General features: G+C 65.8%; 18 protein-coding genes, 1 tRNA gene and 1 pseudogene. 7 read left to right on the plus strand and 13 right to left on the minus strand.

What is annotated here, in order from left to right:
• Positions 1-295: pseudogene (locus ACWIQA_RS01280) on the plus strand (hypothetical protein); the annotation flags it as partial.
• 3 nt (positions 296-298) lie between these two features.
• Here the strand turns inward: ACWIQA_RS01280 and feoB are convergent.
• The 3 genes from feoB to ACWIQA_RS01295 all read right to left on the minus strand — a co-directional run bounded on the left by feoB (position 299) and on the right by ACWIQA_RS01295 (position 3,111).
• On the minus strand, positions 299-2,167 hold the full coding sequence (gene feoB / locus ACWIQA_RS01285; protein WP_448581255.1) for a ferrous iron transporter B: 1,869 nt from the start codon (positions 2,165-2,167) through the stop codon (positions 299-301).
• Complete coding sequence (locus ACWIQA_RS01290) at positions 2,164-2,388, minus strand: FeoA family protein (protein ID WP_448581256.1); 225 nt, start codon at positions 2,386-2,388, stop codon at positions 2,164-2,166. The genes feoB and ACWIQA_RS01290 overlap by 4 nt, the downstream gene beginning before the upstream one ends.
• Positions 2,389-2,454: 66 nt before the next feature.
• Positions 2,455-3,111, minus strand: a complete 657-nt coding sequence (locus ACWIQA_RS01295; RefSeq protein ID WP_448581257.1) for a COQ9 family protein — start codon at positions 3,109-3,111, stop codon at positions 2,455-2,457.
• Positions 3,112-3,282: 171 nt separating this feature from the next.
• On the opposite strand from ACWIQA_RS01295, the gene rpsU reads away from it, so the two are divergent.
• The 3 genes from rpsU to ACWIQA_RS01310 all read left to right on the plus strand — a co-directional run bounded on the left by rpsU (position 3,283) and on the right by ACWIQA_RS01310 (position 5,133).
• Positions 3,283-3,489, plus strand: a complete 207-nt coding sequence (gene rpsU, locus ACWIQA_RS01300; protein WP_448581258.1) for a 30S ribosomal protein S21 — start codon at positions 3,283-3,285, stop codon at positions 3,487-3,489.
• Positions 3,490-3,497: 8 nt separating this feature from the next.
• On the plus strand, positions 3,498-4,028 hold the full coding sequence (locus ACWIQA_RS01305; protein ID WP_448581259.1) for an FKBP-type peptidyl-prolyl cis-trans isomerase: 531 nt from the start codon (positions 3,498-3,500) through the stop codon (positions 4,026-4,028).
• A 166-nt stretch (positions 4,029-4,194) separates the two neighbouring features.
• A complete protein-coding gene (locus tag ACWIQA_RS01310; RefSeq protein ID WP_448581260.1) occupies positions 4,195-5,133 on the plus strand; it encodes a hypothetical protein in 939 nt (312 codons plus the stop codon).
• Here the strand turns inward: ACWIQA_RS01310 and lepB are convergent.
• From lepB to uvrB, 6 genes are all read right to left on the minus strand, one after another.
• Complete coding sequence (gene lepB, locus ACWIQA_RS01315; protein WP_448581261.1) at positions 5,114-5,944, minus strand: signal peptidase I; 831 nt, start codon at positions 5,942-5,944, stop codon at positions 5,114-5,116. The genes ACWIQA_RS01310 and lepB overlap by 20 nt on opposite strands.
• On the minus strand, positions 5,941-6,342 hold the full coding sequence (gene acpS / locus ACWIQA_RS01320; protein WP_448581279.1) for a holo-ACP synthase: 402 nt from the start codon (positions 6,340-6,342) through the stop codon (positions 5,941-5,943). The genes lepB and acpS overlap by 4 nt, the downstream gene beginning before the upstream one ends.
• Entirely contained in the window at positions 6,342-7,067 is a 726-nt protein-coding gene (locus ACWIQA_RS01325) for a pyridoxine 5'-phosphate synthase (RefSeq protein WP_448581262.1), read from the minus strand. Before ACWIQA_RS01325 ends, acpS begins: the two co-directional genes overlap by 1 nt.
• Positions 7,064-7,642 (minus strand): orotate phosphoribosyltransferase, encoded by a 579-nt coding sequence (gene pyrE, locus ACWIQA_RS01330; protein ID WP_448581263.1) that lies wholly within the window; start codon positions 7,640-7,642, stop codon positions 7,064-7,066. Before pyrE ends, ACWIQA_RS01325 begins: the two co-directional genes overlap by 4 nt.
• Before the next feature lie 49 nt (positions 7,643-7,691).
• A complete protein-coding gene (locus ACWIQA_RS01335) occupies positions 7,692-9,791 on the minus strand; it encodes a RelA/SpoT family protein (protein WP_448581264.1) in 2,100 nt (699 codons plus the stop codon).
• 108 nt (positions 9,792-9,899) lie between these two features.
• Positions 9,900-12,086, minus strand: a complete 2,187-nt coding sequence (gene uvrB, locus ACWIQA_RS01340) for an excinuclease ABC subunit UvrB (protein ID WP_448581265.1) — start codon at positions 12,084-12,086, stop codon at positions 9,900-9,902.
• Between the two features lie 73 nt (positions 12,087-12,159).
• On the opposite strand from uvrB, the gene ACWIQA_RS01345 reads away from it, so the two are divergent.
• The gene (locus ACWIQA_RS01345) at positions 12,160-13,578 is read left to right on the plus strand and encodes a DUF4403 family protein (protein ID WP_448581266.1); all 1,419 of its coding nucleotides are present in this window, start codon (positions 12,160-12,162) and stop codon (positions 13,576-13,578) included.
• 230 nt (positions 13,579-13,808) lie between these two features.
• Here ACWIQA_RS01345 and ACWIQA_RS01350 read toward each other — a convergent pair whose 3' ends face one another.
• A complete protein-coding gene (locus ACWIQA_RS01350) occupies positions 13,809-16,445 on the minus strand; it encodes a TonB-dependent receptor plug domain-containing protein (protein ID WP_448581267.1) in 2,637 nt (878 codons plus the stop codon).
• Positions 16,446-16,658: 213 nt separating this feature from the next.
• On the opposite strand from ACWIQA_RS01350, the gene ACWIQA_RS01355 reads away from it, so the two are divergent.
• A tRNA-Phe gene (locus ACWIQA_RS01355) sits at positions 16,659-16,734 on the plus strand.
• 214 nt (positions 16,735-16,948) lie between these two features.
• Here the strand turns inward: ACWIQA_RS01355 and rpoZ are convergent.
• Complete coding sequence (gene rpoZ, locus ACWIQA_RS01360) at positions 16,949-17,287, minus strand: DNA-directed RNA polymerase subunit omega (RefSeq protein ID WP_448581268.1); 339 nt, start codon at positions 17,285-17,287, stop codon at positions 16,949-16,951.
• A gap of 239 nt (positions 17,288-17,526) precedes the next feature.
• On the opposite strand from rpoZ, the gene rpsD reads away from it, so the two are divergent.
• On the plus strand, positions 17,527-18,138 hold the full coding sequence (gene rpsD, locus ACWIQA_RS01365) for a 30S ribosomal protein S4 (RefSeq protein ID WP_448581269.1): 612 nt from the start codon (positions 17,527-17,529) through the stop codon (positions 18,136-18,138).
• 2 nt (positions 18,139-18,140) lie between these two features.
• On the opposite strand, the gene ACWIQA_RS01370 is transcribed toward rpsD, so the two are convergent.
• The gene (locus ACWIQA_RS01370; protein ID WP_448581270.1) at positions 18,141-18,956 is read right to left on the minus strand and encodes a DsbA family protein; all 816 of its coding nucleotides are present in this window, start codon (positions 18,954-18,956) and stop codon (positions 18,141-18,143) included.
• Positions 18,953-20,383, minus strand: coding sequence for a M48 family metalloprotease (locus ACWIQA_RS01375; RefSeq protein ID WP_448581271.1), 1,431 nt, complete (start codon positions 20,381-20,383; stop codon positions 18,953-18,955). Before ACWIQA_RS01375 ends, ACWIQA_RS01370 begins: the two co-directional genes overlap by 4 nt.
• Between the last annotated feature and the right edge of the window lie 54 nt (positions 20,384-20,437).

The following is a 20,437-nucleotide window of genomic DNA, read 5'->3' on the forward strand; positions in this document are numbered from 1 at the left end:
GTTGGCCACCGCCGCGGCGGCCGCACTCGACCCACCCGCCCCGCGCGCGGGCGCGGCGACCGACCATGGCACCTGCGCCAACTGCGGCGCCGAAGTCCGCGGCGCCTATTGCAGCGCCTGCGGCCAGAAGCTCCACCTCCACCGCAGCATCGGCGATGCGGTGCACGAGATGGTCCACGGCATCCTCCACTTCGACGGCAAGCTCTGGAACACGCTCCCGCTTCTCGCCACCGCCGCGGTCGTCACCTTTTCGCTCTACGCGGCGACCGTCCTCCTCCTCGGCCTCATTGACTGAGGATCAGCCCGGAAGCAGCGCGATCGCCACCCGGTTCACGACGAAGGCCGCACCCCAGGCCAGCGCGAACAGATAGGCGAGCATGAACAGGGGCCAGCGCCAGCTGTTGGTCTCTCGCCGGGCGACCGCGATCGTCGAGATGCACTGGGGGGCGAAGACGAACCAGGCGAGGAAGGCGAGTGCGGTGGGAAGCGGCCAGGCGCCCCTGAGGCGCTCCACCAGGCCGTCCGCGGGATCCTCCGCCTCGATTGCATAGACGGTCCCGAGCGCCGAGACGGCGACTTCGCGCGCCGCCATCGCCGGTACGAGCGCCAGCGCAATGTCCGGCCCGAATCCGAGCGGCGCAACGAGCGGCTGGAGCGTGGTGCCGATGCGACCCGCGTAGCTGTCGGCGAGCGGCGGCGGCGCGGCTCCGGCGCGCGGAAAGCTCGCCAGCAGCCACAGCGCCAGAGATGCCATCAGGATGATGGTGCCGGCCCGCTTCAGGAAGGCCAGCACTCGCACCCACAGGCCGATGGCGAGGTCCCGCGCCGCCGGCATCTGGTAGGCCGGCAACTCCATCAGCAGGGGCAGGGAGGCGCCACGCGCCACCGTTGCCCGCATGGCCAGTGCCGCGAGAAAACCGCCCACGGCGCCCGCCACGTAAAGGCCGAACAGCACAAGCCCCTGGAGGCCGATGGGGCCCCACACGGTGGTCGCGGGGATGAAGGCGGCAATCACCACCGCATAGACCGGAAGCCGCGCCGAACAGGTCATGAGCGGGGCGACGAGGATGGTCGCCAGCCGCGCCTTCGGGTCGGCGACCGTGCGCGCTGCCATGATCCCGGGAATGGCACAGGCAAAGGAGGAGAGGAGCGGGATGAAGCTCATGCCCGAAAGCCCGGCGCGCGCCATCAGCCGGTCGGCGAGAAAGGCGGCGCGGCCCAGATAGCCGCTCCCCTCGAGCGCGAGGATGAAGGCGAACAGGATGAGGATCTGCGGCAGGAACACCAGAACCGACCCGACCCCGGCCAGGAGCCCCTCGGTGATGGCCGAGCGCAGGAGCCCGGGCGGGATCGCCGCCGCTGCAAGCCGTTGCAAGCTGCCGATCCCGGCCTCGATCCAGCCCATCGGCGCCCCGGCCAGCGTGAACACCGCCTGGAACATCAGGAACAGCAGGAAGGCAAGCAGCAGCGGTCCGATGAGCGGATGCAGCACCACCCGGTCGATCCGGTCGGTCAGCGCCCGGCCCGGGCCCCGGGCAAGGGTGACCTCGCCCGCCAGCGCGCGTGCGGCCCGCGCCAGCGCGCGCAGATCGGTTGCCGGCGTCTCCGCCCGCTCGGTTCGCGTCACCACCGGATCGAGCCCCGCCTCCACCTCCGCGAGCAGCGCGTCGAGCCCGCGCCGGCGCACCGCAACCGTTTCGATGACAGGCAGCCCCAGCCGGGCGGCAAGCGCTGCCGTGTCGATCCGCGTGCCGTCGCGGGCGGCCATGTCCACCCGGTTGAGCGCCACCACCAGCGGCAGGCCAAGCGCCCTGAGCTCGAGCAGGAAGCGCAGGTGGATCCCGAGGCTGGTCGCGTCGAGCACGGCAAGCACCAGGTCCGGCCGCGGCTGGCCCGGAATCCGCCCCAGCAGCGCATCTCGCGTCACCGCCTCGTCGGGGGAGCGCGGATCGAGGCTGTAGGCACCCGGAAGGTCGAGCAGCTCGATCTCCCGGCCCGACCCCAGGACCAGCCGGGCCGATGTCCGCTCGACCGTGACCCCCGGATAGTTCGCCACCTTCTGCCGGGCCCCGGTCAGCGCGTTGAACAGCGATGTCTTGCCGGCGTTCGGGTGCCCGGCAACCGCCACCAGCGGAACACGCGCTCCGATCGCGGTCTCGCGGTTCACCGGATCGCGACCCGCGCCGCCAGCGCACGGCGCAGCGCCACCTTGGTCGAGCCGATCCGGACCGCAATCGGGTCGCCCCCGGGAGCGCGGTCGGTGAGCGTCACCTGCACGCCCTCGTCGAAGCCCATCTCGATGAGCCGCGCGACCAGCCGCTGATCCCCGCCGAGGAATCCGGCAATCTCGCCACCCTCGCCCCGGTCCAGCTCGTCCAGTCGTCTCACACGACGCCCCTGGGCGAGATTCCTGCGAAAGTCACGCAATATCGAAAATGGCCGGCCCCGTGACGGTCAGATTGCCGGGTAGCGCAGCCGCCCGAGAAACCGGACCAGGCTCGGTCGGTCCCGGTCCCTGCCGAGCCCAGCCTTCCACTTCTCGAACCGCATCACGCCCGCGATCCGCCGGTCGAGAAAGGCCCAGGTGTCGGCGAAACCCTCGCTCTCGTCCGCCATCCAGATGAAGAGCGTCGCCGAGTAGATAGCGCCAGCAATCGCCCGCTTGGAATAATGGTTGAAGTCGGTCGCGGTGTCTCCGGCGGCGCGCCAGATCGCGTCCGCCGTGCCCCAGGTGAGGCGCGCAGCAAGCGGCACATTGCCGGGAAGCGCAAGGATGGCCGCCGCCCGCCGGACGGCCTCGCGGTGGGGCGCGGCCGCCTCGAGCCGGGTGCGGATCGCCGCCGTCACCTTCTCCCGCACCTTCATGGCCTTGAACTCGGCCGTATCGCAGGCGGCAAGCAGTGCGTCATCTGCGGCGCGGATATAGGCCGCCACCATGTCCGCCGCCCCGCGCGGGAAGGCCAGCCGCGCCACTGCAGGGTCCACCCCCAGGTCTTTCGCTGCGGCATCGAGCGCAACCACCGACCAGCCATCGAACGGCACATGGGGCAGCATCGCCTGCGCGAGCGCCGGCCGCAGCTCATCGAGTGTCGGGTCCTCAGGCAAGGTCATGCGCGGCTCCTAGCGCAAGCCGGGCGCCGGCGAAACCGCGCCACAAGGGGCCGCTTGCCGCACCGCCCCGATTTTGCTATCACCCATGCCCTGGCGCTGCCGGCCAAGGCCGGTGGCGCCCTGTTTTTGGAGGCAGGCAGGTCGCCTGCGAAGCAAAGGAGCTGGTGCCGCGTGCAGATCATCGTTCGGGACAACAATGTCGACCAGGCCCTTCGGGCGCTCAAGAAGAAGCTCCAGCGCGAGGGTGTCTACCGGGAGATGAAGCTGCGCCGCCACTATGAGAAGCCGTCGGAAAAGCGGGCGCGCGAACGTGCTGCTGCCGTGCGCCGCGCTCGCAAGCTTGATCGCAAGCGCGCCGAGCGCGACGGCATCCGCTGATCTCAACCATGAGCAGCAGCCTGCCCGGGCCGGCCCCTTCCGGCCTGGCCAAATGGATCGCCGCCGCCCTCGTCGGCGTCGCCGCCATGGCCGCGCTCGCCTGGGCCGGCACCCGCAGCGTCGCCGAGCCCGCTGCGCTCGTCCAGGGTTTTCTCGCTGCGAATGCGAAGAAACCGGGAGTGACTCGCCTTCCCTCCGGTCTCCAGGTCGAAGTGCTGAAGCCCGCGGCTGGCAGCAACATGCCGAGCCAGCCGCCAGGGCCCGCCGATTTCGTCCTTGTCCACTATGAGGGCCGTCTTGCCGACGGCACCGTCTTTGATTCGAGCTATGCCAGAGGCGAGCCTGCCGCCTTTCGTGTGAGCGATGTCATCCCCGGCTTTGCCGAGGCGCTCCAGCAGATGCAGCCTGGCGAAAAGCAGCGAATCACCATCCCACCGGAGCTCGGATATGGCGCCGAGGGTGCCGGCAACGGGGTCATCCCCCCGAACAGCGTCCTCGTCTTCGAAGTCGAGCTTCTCCAGGTGGCCCGCGGCGGCTGAGCCAGCCAGACCGTCAAGAAGGGGAGGGTGGACCTGCTTGGGCTTGGCCTGGGTGCTCGGCGTCGGCACAGGGGTTCGCCTTCTGTCCTGATCGCGCTGCCCGCAACTGCTTCGGCCCCGGTCCTTGCTGTGCCTCAGCTGCTGGCGTCGAGAACTTGTGCGTGCGATGAGGCTGCGTATGCGCTTTCTCGTCCCTGTGCTTCTTGCTGTGCCGGCTGCTGCCCAGGCGCCGCGCGTGTTGATTGCCGATCCCGAGCCCATCGTGACAGTGCGCATCCGAGACAGCGAGCTCCCCGTTCGAGTCGCACTCGGCGTTCCCGCAGCCTTGCTCCTGAACGCAAAGCCAGCCCTGGAAACCGGCATCAAGCCTTTCCCCGTCGTCGGCAAGCTGCGTTTCTCAAACGCGCTGCTCCCCGGGGGTTCGGCCCTGGTCCGTTTCAACCGCATCGGGGTGGGTATCGAGGGCGCGCCCAAGCGCAAGCTTCCCACCGCCTGGATCGAGCCCGAAATCACTGCCCGCACGGCCGGAGTTCTCTCGATCTTCGTCTTCGAGGGCGACCGGGTGGTCTGGTTGAACCCGCGCGCCCCTTCGGGAGGCCAGTCCTACACGCTTGTGCGGGACGGTACCAACGATCCGGATGTCATCACTCGCATCGGTGGCGAGAAGATCCGAGTGACTTTTGCACCCGACAGTCCAGTCACGATCATGAACGCTCGCGCTGCTGCCGCACTTGAGGCGGAAGGGCTCGTCCGACGCGCCAATCGGGTCGGCTTGTGGGAGCCGATTCCGCGCGCGCGCCTGCCATGGCAGGCGCTCGTGCCAAGGCCCGGTGCCACGCTTGTGGGTCTCCCCCTCATCCGCCCTGCCGCGCGTGTGAGCGAAGCGGAAGCAAAAGCCATCGACTCGCGCGCCGAGGCCGGCACTTCGACCGCCGATGACGATGCCGACACCATCGTGGTCAAGGGCGCCCGGGAAGGCCGACGCGGCCGCAGCCCCTGGATCCTCGTCGGCGCCGATGTGCTTGGCAACTGCAGCCGGATCGAGCTCGACCGGCCGGCCAAGGTCTGGCGCCTCACTTGCGCCTTCAGTTCTTCCGGAGGCTGAGGAACGCCCGTTCGCCGCGCAGCGAGCTGACCCAGCTCAAGGGATTAAGGGTCGCTGACCCGTCGAGGCTGAAGGTCGTGAACTCGGCTCGGCCAACGATATTCTCAATCGGCACCAGTCCAAGCCCGCCCACTTCAGGCGGCACCCGGCTGTCTGACGAATTGTCGCGATTGTCGCCCAGCAGGAAAAGATAGCCCTCGGGCACGGTCACTGGCGGCCGGTCATCGCGCTCGGTCGCTGCGAGATCGAGCACCACATAGGGCCGGCCATTCAGCTCTTCCCGAAAGGCAGGGAAGCGGCACACTGGCGCACCGTCCGCCGCAGCGCCGCGCAGGCTTGGCAGATACTGGCAATCCGTATTGGGTGATACGCGGATTTCGACATCGGCAATCCGCTCGTGCGGTACCGGTCGGCCGTTGAGCCAGACGATTCCGCCACGCACTTCCACCGTATCGCCGGGCAATCCCACCACCCGCTTGATCCAGTCGGCGCCATCCGAAGGGGACTTCACCACAATGATGTCGCCGCGCTCCGGCAGCTGGCCAAACAGACGGCCCGGAATCTTGGGGAGAATCGGCACCGATGGTGAGAGATAGCTGAAGCCATAGGGGAATTTGGAGACAATCAGCCGGTCCCCGACCAGGAGCCCGGGCATCATCGATTCCGAAGGGATGTAGAAGGGCTTGGCGATGAAGCTGTGAATGCCGAGTACGGCGAGGATGAGGACAGCCCATTGCTGCGCCTCGCGGCGCCACGAGAAGGGCTGCTTCACCTTGGCGGGCTTGGCTGCCCCGGAGTCCAGTCGGTTCATGGCCGGCTCGCAGTGATGAGGACGAAGGCCAGCGCCCAAGGGTGGTCATCAGTCAGGGTCACGTGAATATGGGCCTTATGCCCGACAGGGGTCAGCGCTTCAAGCCGGGCCAGCGCGCCGCCGGTCAGCACCATGGCTGGTGCTCCCGATGCCAGGTTGACGACTCCCATGTCGCGGAAGAAGACGCCGCGGCGGAACCCGGTTCCCAGCGCCTTGGCACAGGCCTCCTTGGCAGCAAAGCGCTTGGCGTAGCTGGCAGCGCGGGTCACGACCCGCCGGTCAGATTTCGCCCGCTCGGCAGCCGTGAAGATGCGCTCGAGGACCCGGTCGCCGAACCGGTCGATCGCGCGCGCGATGCGCTCGATGTTGCAGAGGTCCGAGCCGAGCCCCAAGATGATCATGCCCGCGCTGCGTCCATCCGCGCCCGCATCGCGCGCACGGCAGCATCGAGCCCGGAGAACAGCGCTTCGCCAATGAGGAAATGGCCGATGTTGAGCTCGGAAAGCTCGGGGATTGCTGCCACCGGCCCCACATTGGCGAAGCTCAACCCATGCCCGGCATGCACTTCAAGCCCGAGCTGTTTGGCCATGGCGGCTGCCTTGCGCAAATGGCCAAGTTCGGCGGCCGCCCCGCCGGAATGGGCATAGGGGCCAGTGTGGAGCTCGATGACGGGCACTCCGAGCTGCGCTGCTGCCTCGATCTGCCGGGCTTCTGGCGCGACAAAGAGCGAGACCCGGATTCCCGCGTCCCGGAGCCGCTCCACCAGCGGTTTCAGCATCCCCTGCTGCCCGGCTGCATCCAGCCCGCCTTCGGTCGTGCGCTCGGCGCGCCGCTCGGGCACGATGCAGGCTGCATGCGGCCGGCACTTCAGGGCAATCGCCAGCATCTCATCGGTTGCCGCCATCTCGAGGTTCAAGGGCAGGTCGATCTCTTGGACCAGCCGGGCAATGTCGGCATCGGTCATGTGCCTGCGGTCCTCGCGCAGATGCGCCGTGATCCCGTCAGCACCGGCAGCCGCTGCCACATGTGCAGCGCGGATGGGGCAGGGGTGGTTGCCGCCGCGGGCGTTCCGGATGGTTGCAACATGGTCGATATTGACCCCGAGGCGGAGGGGCATTGTCATCCCCGGCTTCCTGGTTTGGTTGCCGGCAGCGCCGCAAGTTCGGGTGGCAGCGCATCTGCTGCATAGGTCGGCACCGCAAGCCGCAGCAGCGCCGTCAAGGGCACGCCAAGTTCCGCCTTCCCGTCCGAGCGGTCGACCAGAGCTGCTGCGTGGATCACCCGCGCCCCGGCCCGCTCCACCGCCGCAATGGCCTCCCGGCTCGAAAGCCCGGTCGTCACCACGTCCTCGGCGAGGATGACCGGCATGCCGGGCTCGAGCGCGAACCCGCGTCGGAGCTCGAACACGCCAGTCGGCCGCTCGAGGAACATCGAGAGGCAGCCCAGCGCCCGGGCGAGCTCATGGCCCACCAGGATCCCCCCCATCGCAGGCGCCACCACGGCGTGTGCTTCGGCTTTCACTGGCTTAGGCAGCCTGGCAGCCAGCGCTGTTGCCAGCCGCGCCGCACGCGCCGGGTCCATAAGCACACGTGCGCATTGGAGATAGTGCGCCGAATGGCGCCCGGAGGACAGGATGAAATGCCCTTCCAAAAGCGCGCCCGCGGCTCGGAACGCCTCCAGCACCTCCTCATCTGTCATCACGGCCCCGTGCCACAGCCCATCGGCTTGCGGAAGGGGATTCGCCGGCTCAACTTTCCTGCACCCGCTCGGCCGTGACCACCGCCTCGAGTGCACGCACGCCTGCCACCAGGTCCTCGAGGTGGCGCACATCCTCGACCTCTACGTCGAGCAGATAGTGGTGGTGCGCTCGGTCGCGCTCCTCAAGACGCAGGTTGACGATGTTGGCCGCCTGCCGCGCGAGCACGGCCGTCACTTGCGCGAGTGCACCGGGCTCGTTGATGACGACAACTCCGATCCGCCCGGTTCCAGTCCCAGCGTCAGGCGCCCAGGCGAGGTCCACCCAGTCCTCGTGTGCTGCGTCATCGAGGCGGGGGCAGGCGAGCGTATGCACCACAATTCCCCGCTCGGGCACCCGGACTCCAACGATCCGGTCGCCTGGCACGGGCATGCAGCAAGGCGCAAGCTCCATCCCCGCCTCGGTCGCATGGCCGTCGATCAGGATCCGGCCCCTGCCTGTTGCTCGCCGCCGCCGCTTGCGCATGGCCCCTGCGCCCGGAATGAGCGCGTCCATCACCTGCGCATCCGAAACTGTGCCGCGCGCGAGTGCCACATGGAGCGCCGCCTCGTCAGGGAGCCGCAGTCGCGCCAGCGCTTCGGTGATGGCTTCTGCGCTGATCGAAACCTTGAGATCTTTAAGGATCCGCTCGTAGAGCGCGCGGCCAGTGCGCTGCAGCCCTGCCTTTTCGCGGGCGCGCACATGCCTTCTGACCGCTGAGCGCGCCTTGGCCGTTACCACAAACCGCTCCCAGGCAGGATCGGGCGAGTGACCGGCGCGGGTCAGGATCTCCACCTGGTCCCCGTTCTTGAGCGGAGTCCGCAAGGGGACCGTCTTGCCATTGACCCGGGCGCCAGTGCAGGTATCCCCCAAGGTCGTGTGGACAGCATAGGCGAAGTCGACTGGCGTTGCCCCCATCGGCAGCTGGATGAGCTCACCCTTGGGCGTGAAGCAGAACAGCCGGTCGGTGAACATTGCCATCCTGGTGTGTTCCAGAACCTCCTCCGGGCTCTGGGCGTGCTCCAGGATCTCGATCAGGTCTTGGAGCCAGGGATAGTGGAGGTCGCCGCCCTGCTTTTGCTTGTAGGCCCAGTGCGCCGCCATCCCGAATTCAGCTTCGGCATGCATGTCGCTGTCTCGGATCTGGACTTCGATCCTGAGCTTCTCGCGGTCGATGAGCGTTGTGTGAAGCGAGCGATAGCCATTTGCCTTGGGCGTTGAGATATAGTCCTTGAACCGCCCCGGCACCATCTTCCAGCGCTGGTGGAGGGCGCCAAGCGCCCGGTAGCAATCATCGACCGAGCGGGTGATGACCCGGAAGGCGACGACGTCCGAGAGCTGCTCGAACGTGATGTCGCGCTCCTTCATCTTGGCAAAGATCGACCAGGGCCGTTTCTCCCGCCCGCGCACATCGTCCGCCACCACGCCGGCCTGCGCCAGCGCCAGCCGGATCCCGCTCTCAATGCGCCCGATGGTGTCCTGGTTGCCGGAACGAAGCCCTTGAAGCCGGGTTGTGATCGAGTCCCACGCCTCGGGCTCGAGCTCGCGAAAGGCAAGGTCCTTGAGCTCGTCCATGAAACCATAGAGCCCGATCCGCTCGGCAAGCGGCGCATAGATGTCCCAGGTCTCCTTGGCGATCCGCCGCCTTTTCTCGGGGTTCTTGAGGTGGTGAAGCGTGCGCATGTTGTGCAGTCGGTCCGCAAGCTTCACAATGAGAACACGGATGTCGTCCGACATTGCGAGCACGAAACGGCGGAGATTCTCTGCCGCGCGTTCGCTCTCCGACTGCGCTTCAATCCGGCTGAGCTTTGTCACCCCATCCACGAGGCGGGCGATATTGTCGCCAAACAGGCGGCTGATGTCGTCATGTGTGGCCAGCGTGTCTTCGATCGTGTCGTGGAGGATGGCAGTTGCAATGGTCTCGTCATCAAGCCTCAGGTCGGTCAGAATGCCGGCCACCTCAATGGGATGCGAGAAATAGGGGTCGCCGCTGGCGCGCAGCTGGCTGCCATGGGCCTTCATCGAGAAGACATAGGCACGGTTCAGCAGATCCTCATCTGCCTCCGGGTCATAGGCCCTGACCTTCTCCACAAGCTCATATTGCCGCAGCATCGCACCGCAATATGGCGGCTTTTCCCGCCCGCGCCAGAGCCCTGCTGCCCCCTCACCCTTCTTCTTCCCATAAGGCGACCAGCCGCTCGTTGAGCCCTCTGACCGGCTTCAGGGCCGGCCCTGCATTCGTCGGGCCCGCACCTTGCCCCAGCGGTTGGTGCGTGTCCCCGGCTTGCCGGCCGCTGCCTGTGGTGTGAGCGGCGCTGCCGACCTCTCGGCGATGCCGAGCTCGCCGGCTTCCAGCCGGCGGATTTCATCGCGCAGCCGCGCTGCCTCTTCGAATTCGAGGTTGGCTGCGGCATCGTGCATCCGTTTCTCGAGCTCGGCGATGTGCGCGGCAAGGTTGTGGCCCACCAGATGCGGAGTCTCGGCATCAATTTCGACCGTCAGATAGTCCTTGGCCGCAACATGGCCGATGATGTCGGAAACCGCCTTCTTGACCGTCTCGGGCGTGATCCCGTGCTCGACATTCCACTTGAGCTGCTTTGCCCGCCGCCGCTCGGTCTCGGCGAGCGCCCGCTCCATCGAACCCGTCATGCCGTCGGCATAGAGGATGACCCGTCCTTCCGCATTGCGTGCCGCCCGCCCAATCGTCTGCACGAGCGAAGTCTCTGAGCGCAGAAAGCCCTCCTTGTCGGCATCGAGAATGCAGACGAGCCCGCACTCGGGAATGTCGAGCCCCTCGCGCAGCAGGTTGATGCCAACGAGAACGTCATAGACTCCCAGCCGCAAGTCGCGAATGAGGGCGATCCGCTCCAGAGTCTCGACGTCTGAATGCATGTAGCGCACGCGCAAGCCCGCCTCGTGCAGATATTCGGTCAGGTCCTCGGCCATTTTCTTGGTGAGTGTTGTCACCAGTGTCCGATAGCCCTTCGCAGCCGTTGCCTTGGCTTCCGCAATCAGGTCATCGACCTGGTCCTCGACAGGGCGAACCTCGACTGGCGGGTCAACGAGACCTGTCGGGCGTATCACTTGCTCGACGAACACACCCCCGGTTTGTGCCATCTCCCACGGGCCTGGTGTTGCCGAGACATAGATGGTCTGCGGCCGCATCCGGTCCCATTCCTCAAACCGGAGCGGCCGATTGTCGACACAGCTGGGCAGCCGGAAGCCATATTCGGCAAGTGTCACCTTCCGTGCCCGGTCGCCGCGCGCCATCCCCCCGACTTGCGGGATGGTCACATGGCTCTCGTCCACGAACAGGAGCGCGTTGTCAGGCAAATATTCGAACAGGGTGGGCGGGGGTTCGCCCGGCAACCGCCCCGTCAGAAAACGCGAATAATTCTCAATGCCCGCACAGCTTCCGGTCGCCGCGATCATCTCGAGATCGAACCGGGTTCGCTGCTCGAGGCGCTGATATTCGAGCAGGCGCCCCTCCGCCTCCAGCTCCCGCAATCGCTCGGCAAGCTCGTGCTTGATGGCCTCCACTGCTTGCGCCAGCGTCGGCCCAGGTGTCACATAGTGGGAATTGGCATAGACCTTTACGCGCTCCAGCGTCGCAATCCGGTTCCCCGTCAGCGGATCGAACTCGACAATCGCCTCCACCTCGTCGCCGAAGAAGGAAATCCGCCACGCCATGTCCTCATAGTGGGAGGGGAACAGCTCCAGCGTGTCGCCCCGAACCCGAAAGCATCCCCGGCCAAACGCCGTCTCGTTCCGCTTGTACTGCAGCGCAACCAGCTTGCGGATGATCTCGCGCATGTCAGCGGCCTGGCCCTTCGCCAGGCTGAAGGTCATCGCCGAATAGGTCTCAACGGAACCGATACCATAAAGGCAGGAGACCGAGGCCACGATCAGCACATCGTCGCGTTCCAGAAGCGCGCGGGTCGCGGAATGGCGCATCCGGTCGATCGCCTCGTTGACGCTGCTTTCCTTCTCTATATAGGTGTCAGTGCGCGGCACATAGGCTTCGGGCTGGTAATAATCATAGTATGAGACAAAATACTCGACTGCGTTTTCAGGAAAGAAGGTCTTGAACTCACCATAGAGCTGGGCGGCCAGAATCTTGTTGGGTGCCAGCACCAGCGTCGGCCGCTGCAGCTCTTCGATCACCTTGGCCATAGTGAAGGTTTTGCCTGAGCCGGTCACGCCCAGTAGCACCTGGTCCCGCTCGCCTGCCCGCGCCTGCGCCACAAGTTCGGCGATCGCTGCTGGCTGGTCCCCGGCAGGCGCATAGTCGGAGACAAGGCGAAACCGCTTCCCGCCCTCGCTCTTCTCGGGCCGCACAGGCCGGTTGGGCACAAAATCGGGGCCTAGCGGAATCTCGTCAAGCGAGGTGCGGATCGCAATCGGCATCGCATCACTTTAGGCTTGGCCCTGCACAACCGGAAGGCTTCGCATCGCCTTGCACTCGCGCTAGCGCATACCTGTGCGCACGCTTGTCCTCCTCCTGCTTGCCGGCTGCAGCAAGATGTCGACGCCTGCCCCGCCGCGCGTGCCTGCCGAGCCCGTCATCGCGCCGCAAGTGTCGCGCGTTGCCTTCGAGCTTGAGGCCGATCTTCCCGAACTTCGCGCTGCACTCGAAGCAGCTGTGCCAAAGACCGTCTATGCGATCGACGAGGTGCGCGAACATTGCATCCCGCCTGGCCTTCGATGCCACCTCAAGGGCGAAGTGGTGCGTGGGCCCATTGCACTCTCCGGCTCCGGCAAGACGCTCCGCCTTTCCATGCCGCTCAGTGGCCAGGTGCAGGCAAAGGAGATCCTGGGCTTTATCGGCACGCCAAGGGCAACCGGCGAGGCCGAGGTCGAGGCCTCGCTGCGCTTCGCCATCGGTCAGGACTGGAAGCCAGTGCCGACAGTCGATCTTTCCTGGCGCTGGCAGGAGCCGCCGGGCGTCAAGATCGGTCGCCACCGCTTCACCTTCCAGCACCAGGTCGATGCCGAGCTCGGCAAGCTCGCCCGCCAGATCGAGGCCCGGCTTCCGGCCGAGATTGATCGGCTCCGGCCGCGGGCGGCCATGGCGCAGGGCTGGCAGGAGGCGCACACCTCGATCCTCCTGAACCGTGCCAACCCGGAAGTCTGGATGCGCATCACGCCAAGGGCAGTCGCTGTCGGCGATCTTTCGGTCAGGCGTGGCAGCGCTACGCTTCCGCTCGTCATCGAAGCAACGACGGAAACCTTTGTCGGTCACCGCCCGCCCGATCCGGAAGTGGGTCCGCTGCCGCCGCCGGCCCGGCTCGAGGCCGACGGCTTCCGCCTCGTCGTGCCGGTCGTCGCCGACTGGGCCGTGCTCGAGGGCGTGCTTGAAAAGGCGCTGCGCAAGGCGGCAGCGAAGGGCATCGCGGTGCCGGTGCTTGGTGCCGTCAACGCCGAATTCGGCCGGCCGACGCTTTACGCGACGAAAGGCGGCCGGGTCGCGGTCGGCCTGCCCTTGAAGGCCGAGGCCGGCCTCGTTCGTGCCGAAGGTCAGGTTTGGCTTACTGGCGAAGTCTGGAATGCCCCTGACACGCAGAAGCTTGAAATCCGCAACCTCGAAGTGACGGGCGAGCTCAAGGGCGCGCAGGGGCGCCTTCTGCTTGCCGTCGCCCGGGCTCCTGCCGTGCGCGACGCCATCGCTGCCGAACTTGGGCAGAATTTCACGCGCGATTTCGCAAAGCTCATGGGGAAGATCGACAAGGCACTAACGGACAAGCGCGTCGGCCCTTTCATCCTGAATGCCCGGATTACGGAGACCCGCAATGGCGTGGTCCGTCCGCTGGGTCAGGGCGCCTTCCTCCTTGTCGAGGCGAAGGGGCACGCTGGCCTCCACTGGTCACCGCCAGCCCCGCTGCGCCGCAGCGCGGCCTGAACCCATGGCCCTTCGCCTCCTGCGGCCAGCACATGGCCGAAGCCCATCCTGGCCTCAGGATCAGCAAGGAGGATCAGCCGGGGTGCCTTCTCCGCCCTCATCCCGAAGCTGCAGACGCCAAAGAAGGCGCAAGGGGTGCACGTCAATGCCCAGAGCTGCATCGCGGCGGCGCCCATGCACGGTCACATCATCGACTGCGAGCACCGCCCCAGGCGTTGGGGGCTTGCCATTCAGAAGTTCAGGCTCCCGCGAAGGTAGATGAACCGGCCATTGAACCCGAACGGCGAGAAGCTGGAGAAGGGCAGGAAATAGTTGTTGACCGAATAGTTTCGGACCGCTCCAGTCACCGGGTCACGCCCCTGCCCGGTCGGCGCTCGGGTCGGATAGACATTCAAGATATTGTCTGCCCCCAGCGCAAGCTCGATCTTCTGCACGGGCCGGACGCGCACTTCCATATCGGTAATCCACTTGGCCTCGAGCAGCACATCGTTGAATGCGTCAAGGCCCGGCGAGAGCACCTCGCCGAAGCGGTTGGCCCTGGCAGTAAACCCGAACCAGTCGCGCTCGAAATCGAGCACCATGTTCACTCGGTCGAGCGGCTGTCCCCGCTCGATCCGAAGCGACTCCAGACGCCCGAAAAGGATGATTCCCGGCACCTGGTTCAGCGAGCCAGGCAAGTCCTGCCGGCCCGAGATCCGAGTCTTGTTGCGGTTGTAGCCGAGCGTAAGCCCGAGATTGCCGAAATCCCCCACATCCGGCCGCCAGTTGGCGATGACATCGAGCCCCTGGGTCTGGGTATCGATACCGTTGAAAAAGAAGCGCGCTGCCGAGATGTTGGTGAAGCCGGCGGCATTCAGGATCTGGGCAATCCCCCGCCCCGGGTTGGTGCCTGAGGGATTGCCAGCCGCATCGCGAGTCGCCGTCAGATTGTCGGTCAGCACGATCCGGTTGTCGATGTCGATCCGGTACCAGTCGACTGTCACCGAGACTCGCGGCGCGGGCGTGAAGACTCCGCCTGCCGAATAGGAGAAGCTTTTCTCCGGCCCCAGCGGTGTGGACCCCAGCGCGAGTGCCACTGGGTTTGCGTTCGGCAGCGTCACGGCATCCACCAGCACGCCACCGATATTGTTGGTCGCAGCGGCGGCGAAAAATTGCTGCGCAAGCCCCGGCGCCCGGAACCCGGTCGAAACCCCGCCTCGGAGCGCAAACATCTCGATCGCCTGCCAGCGCGTTGCCACCTTCCAGTTCCAGTCCGAGCCGAAGTCGGAATAGTCCTCATAGCGGCCAGCGACTTGCGCTGACCATTTTTCGGTCAGGTTCGCATCCACCTCCGCATAGAGCGAGAGATTCTCCCTTGCATTCTCGCCGGTGACCTTCACACCTCCGATCACGGGCTGGAAGCCCGGAAAGACTTGCGCACCCGGTGCTGCAAACGCAGCCCCTGCAGCTCCAGTGAACTGCGGGTTGTTCTCACCCACTCGGACCGGTCCTGCAACATAGCTTGCCAACTCGCCTGGCCTCACCTCGTAGGTCTCACGCCGCCACTCGAGGCCTGCGGCAACCGTCACGCCTGCCGCCCAGTCGAAGCCGCGGTTCAAGTCCAGGTTGAACATCAGTTGGCTGTAGCGAAGCCCGCCGGAGTCAAACTTGGTGGGGCTTGCAACCCCGAGCGACGCATTGATCGAGTTGACGACCCGGAAGTCGAATTCGTTGCGCCCATATCCCATCGAAAGGTCGAAACCCGTCTCCCCGAACGCGCCCTTGAGGCCGGTGACGAGCTCGTAATCTTTCGCCTTGGAGGAAATCCGGGGCAAAAAGCCGTCAGGATAGACTCCAATCACATTGCGGTTGTCATTGGAGCGCCGGTAGAAGCCAGCCGAATTGCCGTCTCGCTCCCCATAGGTGCCAAAGGCGTAGAAGCTGACATTCTCATCGATTGGGATCCCAAGATTGACAGCAAAAGCGAAATCCTCGGTCTTGGCATCGCCGTAAAGGTGACTGAGCCGGTTGAATGTGAATTCCGCCGGACTGTAGATTGGCGTCACATTATACTGTCGCCGTGGGTCATAGCCAGCGCGGTTGGTGCGCTGCCGGTCGCGATATTCCGCCGTCACATTGAGGTATCCCTCGGCTGCGATTGGAAGGCCGAAATTGGCTGACACCTGGACGAAATCGCCATCATTGGCCTTGCGGTTCTTCCCCGTCGTCTCGAGTTCAAGCACGCCGTCGGGGGTTACAATCGGCAGGCCTCCGGGCCCTAGCCGCACGCCCGTCACTTCTTCGACACCTGCAACCCGCCCCAAATGGGTCCCGAAAGTTGCTACAAAGCGCGCGCCCTGCCGGTCGTCGCGCAGCTGGAAGTTGATGACGCCAGCAATCGCGTCTGAGCCATATTGCGCTGCTGCGCCGTCGCGCAGCACTTCGACACGCGAGAGCGCCGATGATGGGATCATGTTGATGTCAACTGCCTGGGTCCCCCGCCCGACAGAGCCATTGATGTTCAAGAGCGCCGAAAGATGTCGCCGCTTGCCATTGACCAGCACCAGCGTTTGGTCCGGCCCAAGGCCACGCAGCGTTGCCGGCCGGATTACATCGGTGCCGTCGGTGATCGACGGCTGCGGAAAGTTGAATGAGGGCACGAGATCGCGGAGTGCTCGCGTCGTCTCCGAGACGCCGCGCTGTGTGAGCGCCTCGCCAGAGACCACATCAATCGGCACTGCACTCTCGAGGATGGTGCGGTCGCTGCGCCGCGTCCCCGTCACGATGATCGTCTCCTCGGCCTCGCTTACCCCGGCAAGCTGGGCCAGGGCTGGCACCGGCACGACCATGATCGAGGAGAGGAGCGCGATACGAAGCGGCAACCGCATGGCAATCTCCCTATGCATGTTGCAATGCATCATGACGATCGGTCTTGCCTCGGCAAGTCCCGCCCGTCTGCGTTTCTGCTGTTGTGACGAGCCTGTTGCAGAAATGCGACGCACCCGCTCCCCCCGCCATCTCCGGCCCGTCGCCGTGCTGCTGCGCCCCCTCTGCCACCCGTTGACCCGGTCCGCCGGGCGCGCCTATAGCCGCGCTCCCGTGCCTGGGTAGCTCAGTTGGTAGAGCAAGCGACTGAAAATCGCTGTGTCGGTGGTTCGAATCCGCCCCCGGGCACCATCACCCCTCAGCGGTTGAAGCAAGGCTGCAGCTTGGCGTCGCCTGCCTCGCCGTTCGAATGCAACTCGACGCCGACATCCGCAGAACAGGCCATGGCGAATGGTCCGGAGCTTTGGGCGAACGCTACACGTCATCCCGCCCCTTGCTCCCGGCCGACCAGGGAGGCGGGAGCAGTGATCGTTCGTCGATTAGCAGGCCCCAGCCAGCGCCGCCTTCACTCGTCCGGTCCCAGATTCTGGTTCTTCGGCGGAACCGCCGCCGTCAGCCGCAGCGCCTCGGCAGAAGCGGCGAGGCTCCCCAGATCGTCGGCCTCCTCATCCTCCTCGATCTGGACTTTCATGAGCCCCTGGATGATCCGCTCCTCGAGCTCAGAAGGCGCAACCGTTCCCTCGGCAATCTCGCGAAGTGCCACCACCGGGTTCTTGTCCCGGTCGCGGTCGAGGGTCAGCTCCGCCCCACCCGAAATCTGCCGCGCCCGCTGGCCGGCCAGGAGAACGAGCTCAAACCGGTTGGGAACTTTCTCGATACAATCCTCAACAGTGACGCGCGCCACAGGCAAACTCCAGATATCCGGGAAGCGCGGGTGCATAGCCACCCCGCCCCGCTGCGTCAAGGAACGGCTTGACCTGACCCACGCCTTTCGCTAGCCGGCCGGCCTCGCATTCGGCCCCGTATGCCCGGTGAAGCGGTGGCCCAGGTCTTCTTGCGGAAGGAGGCGTGCGCGGTTCCGGGCACCCTCTCTTGAAGAGGCGCCGGGTGGCACTTCCGCCGCCGGCAAGCGAAGGATGGACCATGTCGAAGCGCACCAGCGCCAAATACAAGCTCGACCGCCGGATGGGTGAGAACATCTGGGGCCGGCCCAAGTCCCCGATCAATCGCCGCGAATACGGCCCCGGCCAGCATGGCCAGCGCCGCAAGGGCAAGACATCGGACTTTGGGCAGCAGCTGAAGGCCAAGCAGAAGCTAAAGGGCTATTACGGCGATGTGACCGAAAAGCAGTTCCGCAAGATCTACGAGGAAGCAGCCCGCGTAAAAGGCGATACCTCGCAGAACCTGATCGGTCTGCTTGAGCGCCGGTTGGACATGGTCGTCTACCGTGCCAAGTTTGCCCCCACCATCTTTGCTGCCCGCCAGATCGTGAATCATGGCCATGTCCGGGTGAACGGAAAGAGGTGCAACATCGCCTCGGCGCGTGTTGCCCCAGGGGACGTCATCACCCTTTCCGACAAGGCGAAGGAGATGGCCCTGGTGCTCGAAGCCCAGTCTTCGGGCGAGCGCGATATTCCTGACTATGTGGCGGTCGACGGCTTTGAGGCCACCTATGTGCGCGTGCCCAGCCTTGACGAGGTGCCCTATCCCGTGAAGATGGAGCCCAACCTCGTCGTCGAATTCTATTCGCGCTGAGCTTATGTCGCCGGGGCTTGCGCTGGCTTCGGCGGGAGCTTGCGGGCCTGTGCGATGGCTGCGCGCAGCTCCTCGATCCCGACTGCACCCGAAATAATGCGGTCGCCGATAATGTAGCTGGGCGTGCCCGTGAGGCCCAGGGCGCGGGCGAGTCCCAAGTTCGACTCGATGACAGCCCGGAGCTCGGGGTCCTTCAAATCCTCGACCAGCTGTCTCTCGTTGAGCCTTGCCTTGCGCACAGCAGGAATGAATCTCGCCTCGGTAAGGCGCCCCTCGTGGCTGAAAACGGCGTCAAGAAACTGCCGGTAGCGGCCTTGCCGTGCCGCCGACAGACTGGCGCGGGCGAAGCGCTCGCTCTCAGGACCGAGCACAGGAAAATCGCGCCAGACCACTTTGAGCTTCGGGTCCTCGGCAAGAAGCTGCGCCACATCGGCATGGCCCTGGCGGCAATAGGGGCAGGCGAAATCGAAGAACTCAACCAGCACAACATCGCCGTCTGCAGCGCCTGCCCAAGCGCCGGCAAAGGGTGTTTCGATCGCTTCGCGGTTGCTGGCAAGAAGTTTCGCCACTTCCTGGTTCTGGAGCTTGGTGATGGCGTCGGGGATGATCTTGGGGTCGGCGAGGATGGCAGCGCGGACTCGCTCGGCAAAATTCTTGTCCGTGACCGGCGGGTCGGGCTCGGAGTCGAAGCTCTGCCAGCCGAGTGCACCGAGTGCTGCACCTGCCACCAGTGCCAGCAAGACCGCCACCCAAAGCGGCACGCCCGGGCGTGGCGGGCGGGACACTCGGGCTGCGGCAGGTGCTTCCATGTCGGTCATCGCGGCAGCTGCTCCTTCCCCCCGCGCTCCTTAAGGCGCAATCGCTCAATCTCACCCTGGCTTGCGAGCGCGATATCCTCGGCGCGCAAGAAATCAGGCGTGCCGCGCGGCAGGCCGGCCATGGCGGTCTTGGCAGCGCGGGCAGCGAGCCGCGGATCGCCACCGGAGAGGCTGATGCGCTCGGCAGATGCGAGCGCGGCGCGGGGCTGGTCGCCTTTTAACTCGTAGATGGTGCCGAGCTGAAGCCAGGCAAAGGGGTTGCGGCTGTCGCGTTGGACCACGTTGCGGAGCATGGTTTCGGCTTCGGCGAGGCTCGCCTTGTCGGCGCCGTCGTTACTGGCCTGGAGCAGGGCGTGGCCGAGCATGCCAGCGATCAGCGGCTCGCCATTTGAGAGGGCAACCGCCTGGCGGAGCGGACGAAGGGCATCATGCACTCGGCCCGATTCGAGGAGGATCTGGCCTTCGAGCTCGCGCGCATAAGGATCGGCTGGGTTTCTCAGCACCACGGCCTGGACTTCGGCCAGCGCCTTCTCGGGAAAGGCAGCGCGGTGAAAGCCGTAGGCGCGCGCGAAGCGGGCAGCATCGGATGTGTCGGTCTCAGGATAGGCCTTCAGCACCGTCTCGAGCGGATAAAGGAAGCCGATGAGCTTGCCACGCACCCGGGCGTAACGGGCCTGCAGCTCCGGGTCGACGGGGCTGTTCCAAGCTGGGCTCTGGCGGAGCACATTGTCGAGCGCGCGGATCCGTTCGCCCGAGAGCGGGTGCGTGCGGTTGTAGCTGTTGGTCTGGGGAATGGCGAGGCGAAATTCCTCGCCCTGGAGCTGTTCAAAGAAGCTGATCATGCCACGGCCGGTAATCCCGGCACGATTGAGATAGGTAGCGCCGGCCTGATCAGCCCGGCTTTCCTGCTCGCGGTTGAAGGAGAGGATCTTGGCCTGGGCCGCTTGCTGTCCGGCCATAATCGCTGCCATGCCAGCGTCTCCTGCCCCCATCGCCATTGCCGCTGCCCCGAGGATGAGCGACAAGAGCGAGATGGTCGACGCAGGCCCAGCACCCTCGCTCCAGCGCACCGCGTGGCCGCCGGCGATGTGCCCAAGTTCATGGGCCATGACGCCCTGCACCTGGTTCACATCCTTGGCAGCGACGAGCAGGCCGGAATGGAAGAAGATGTTCTGCCCGCCAGCGACGAAGGCGTTGATGCTGCTGTCGCCGACAAGATAGATCTGGACCGAGCGGGGATCGAGCTCAGCTGCGGCGACGAGCGGGGCGGCAATATCGCGGAGCAGCGCCTCCGTCTCCGCGTCCCTGAGGATGCTCTGGGCACGGGCCGGAGTGGCGATGAGCTGGACCAGCAGCAGCAAGACGGCAGTGACGACCGCTGTGATGGCCTTGCCCCAAGGGGCGCTGATGGGATGGCTGCAGTCCATGACGCATCGGCTTGCCGCCGCTGCTCGCGGCTGTCTAGAGCCGCATGGCCGCGA

The sequence above is a fragment of the Thermaurantiacus sp. genome (assembly GCF_053487655.1).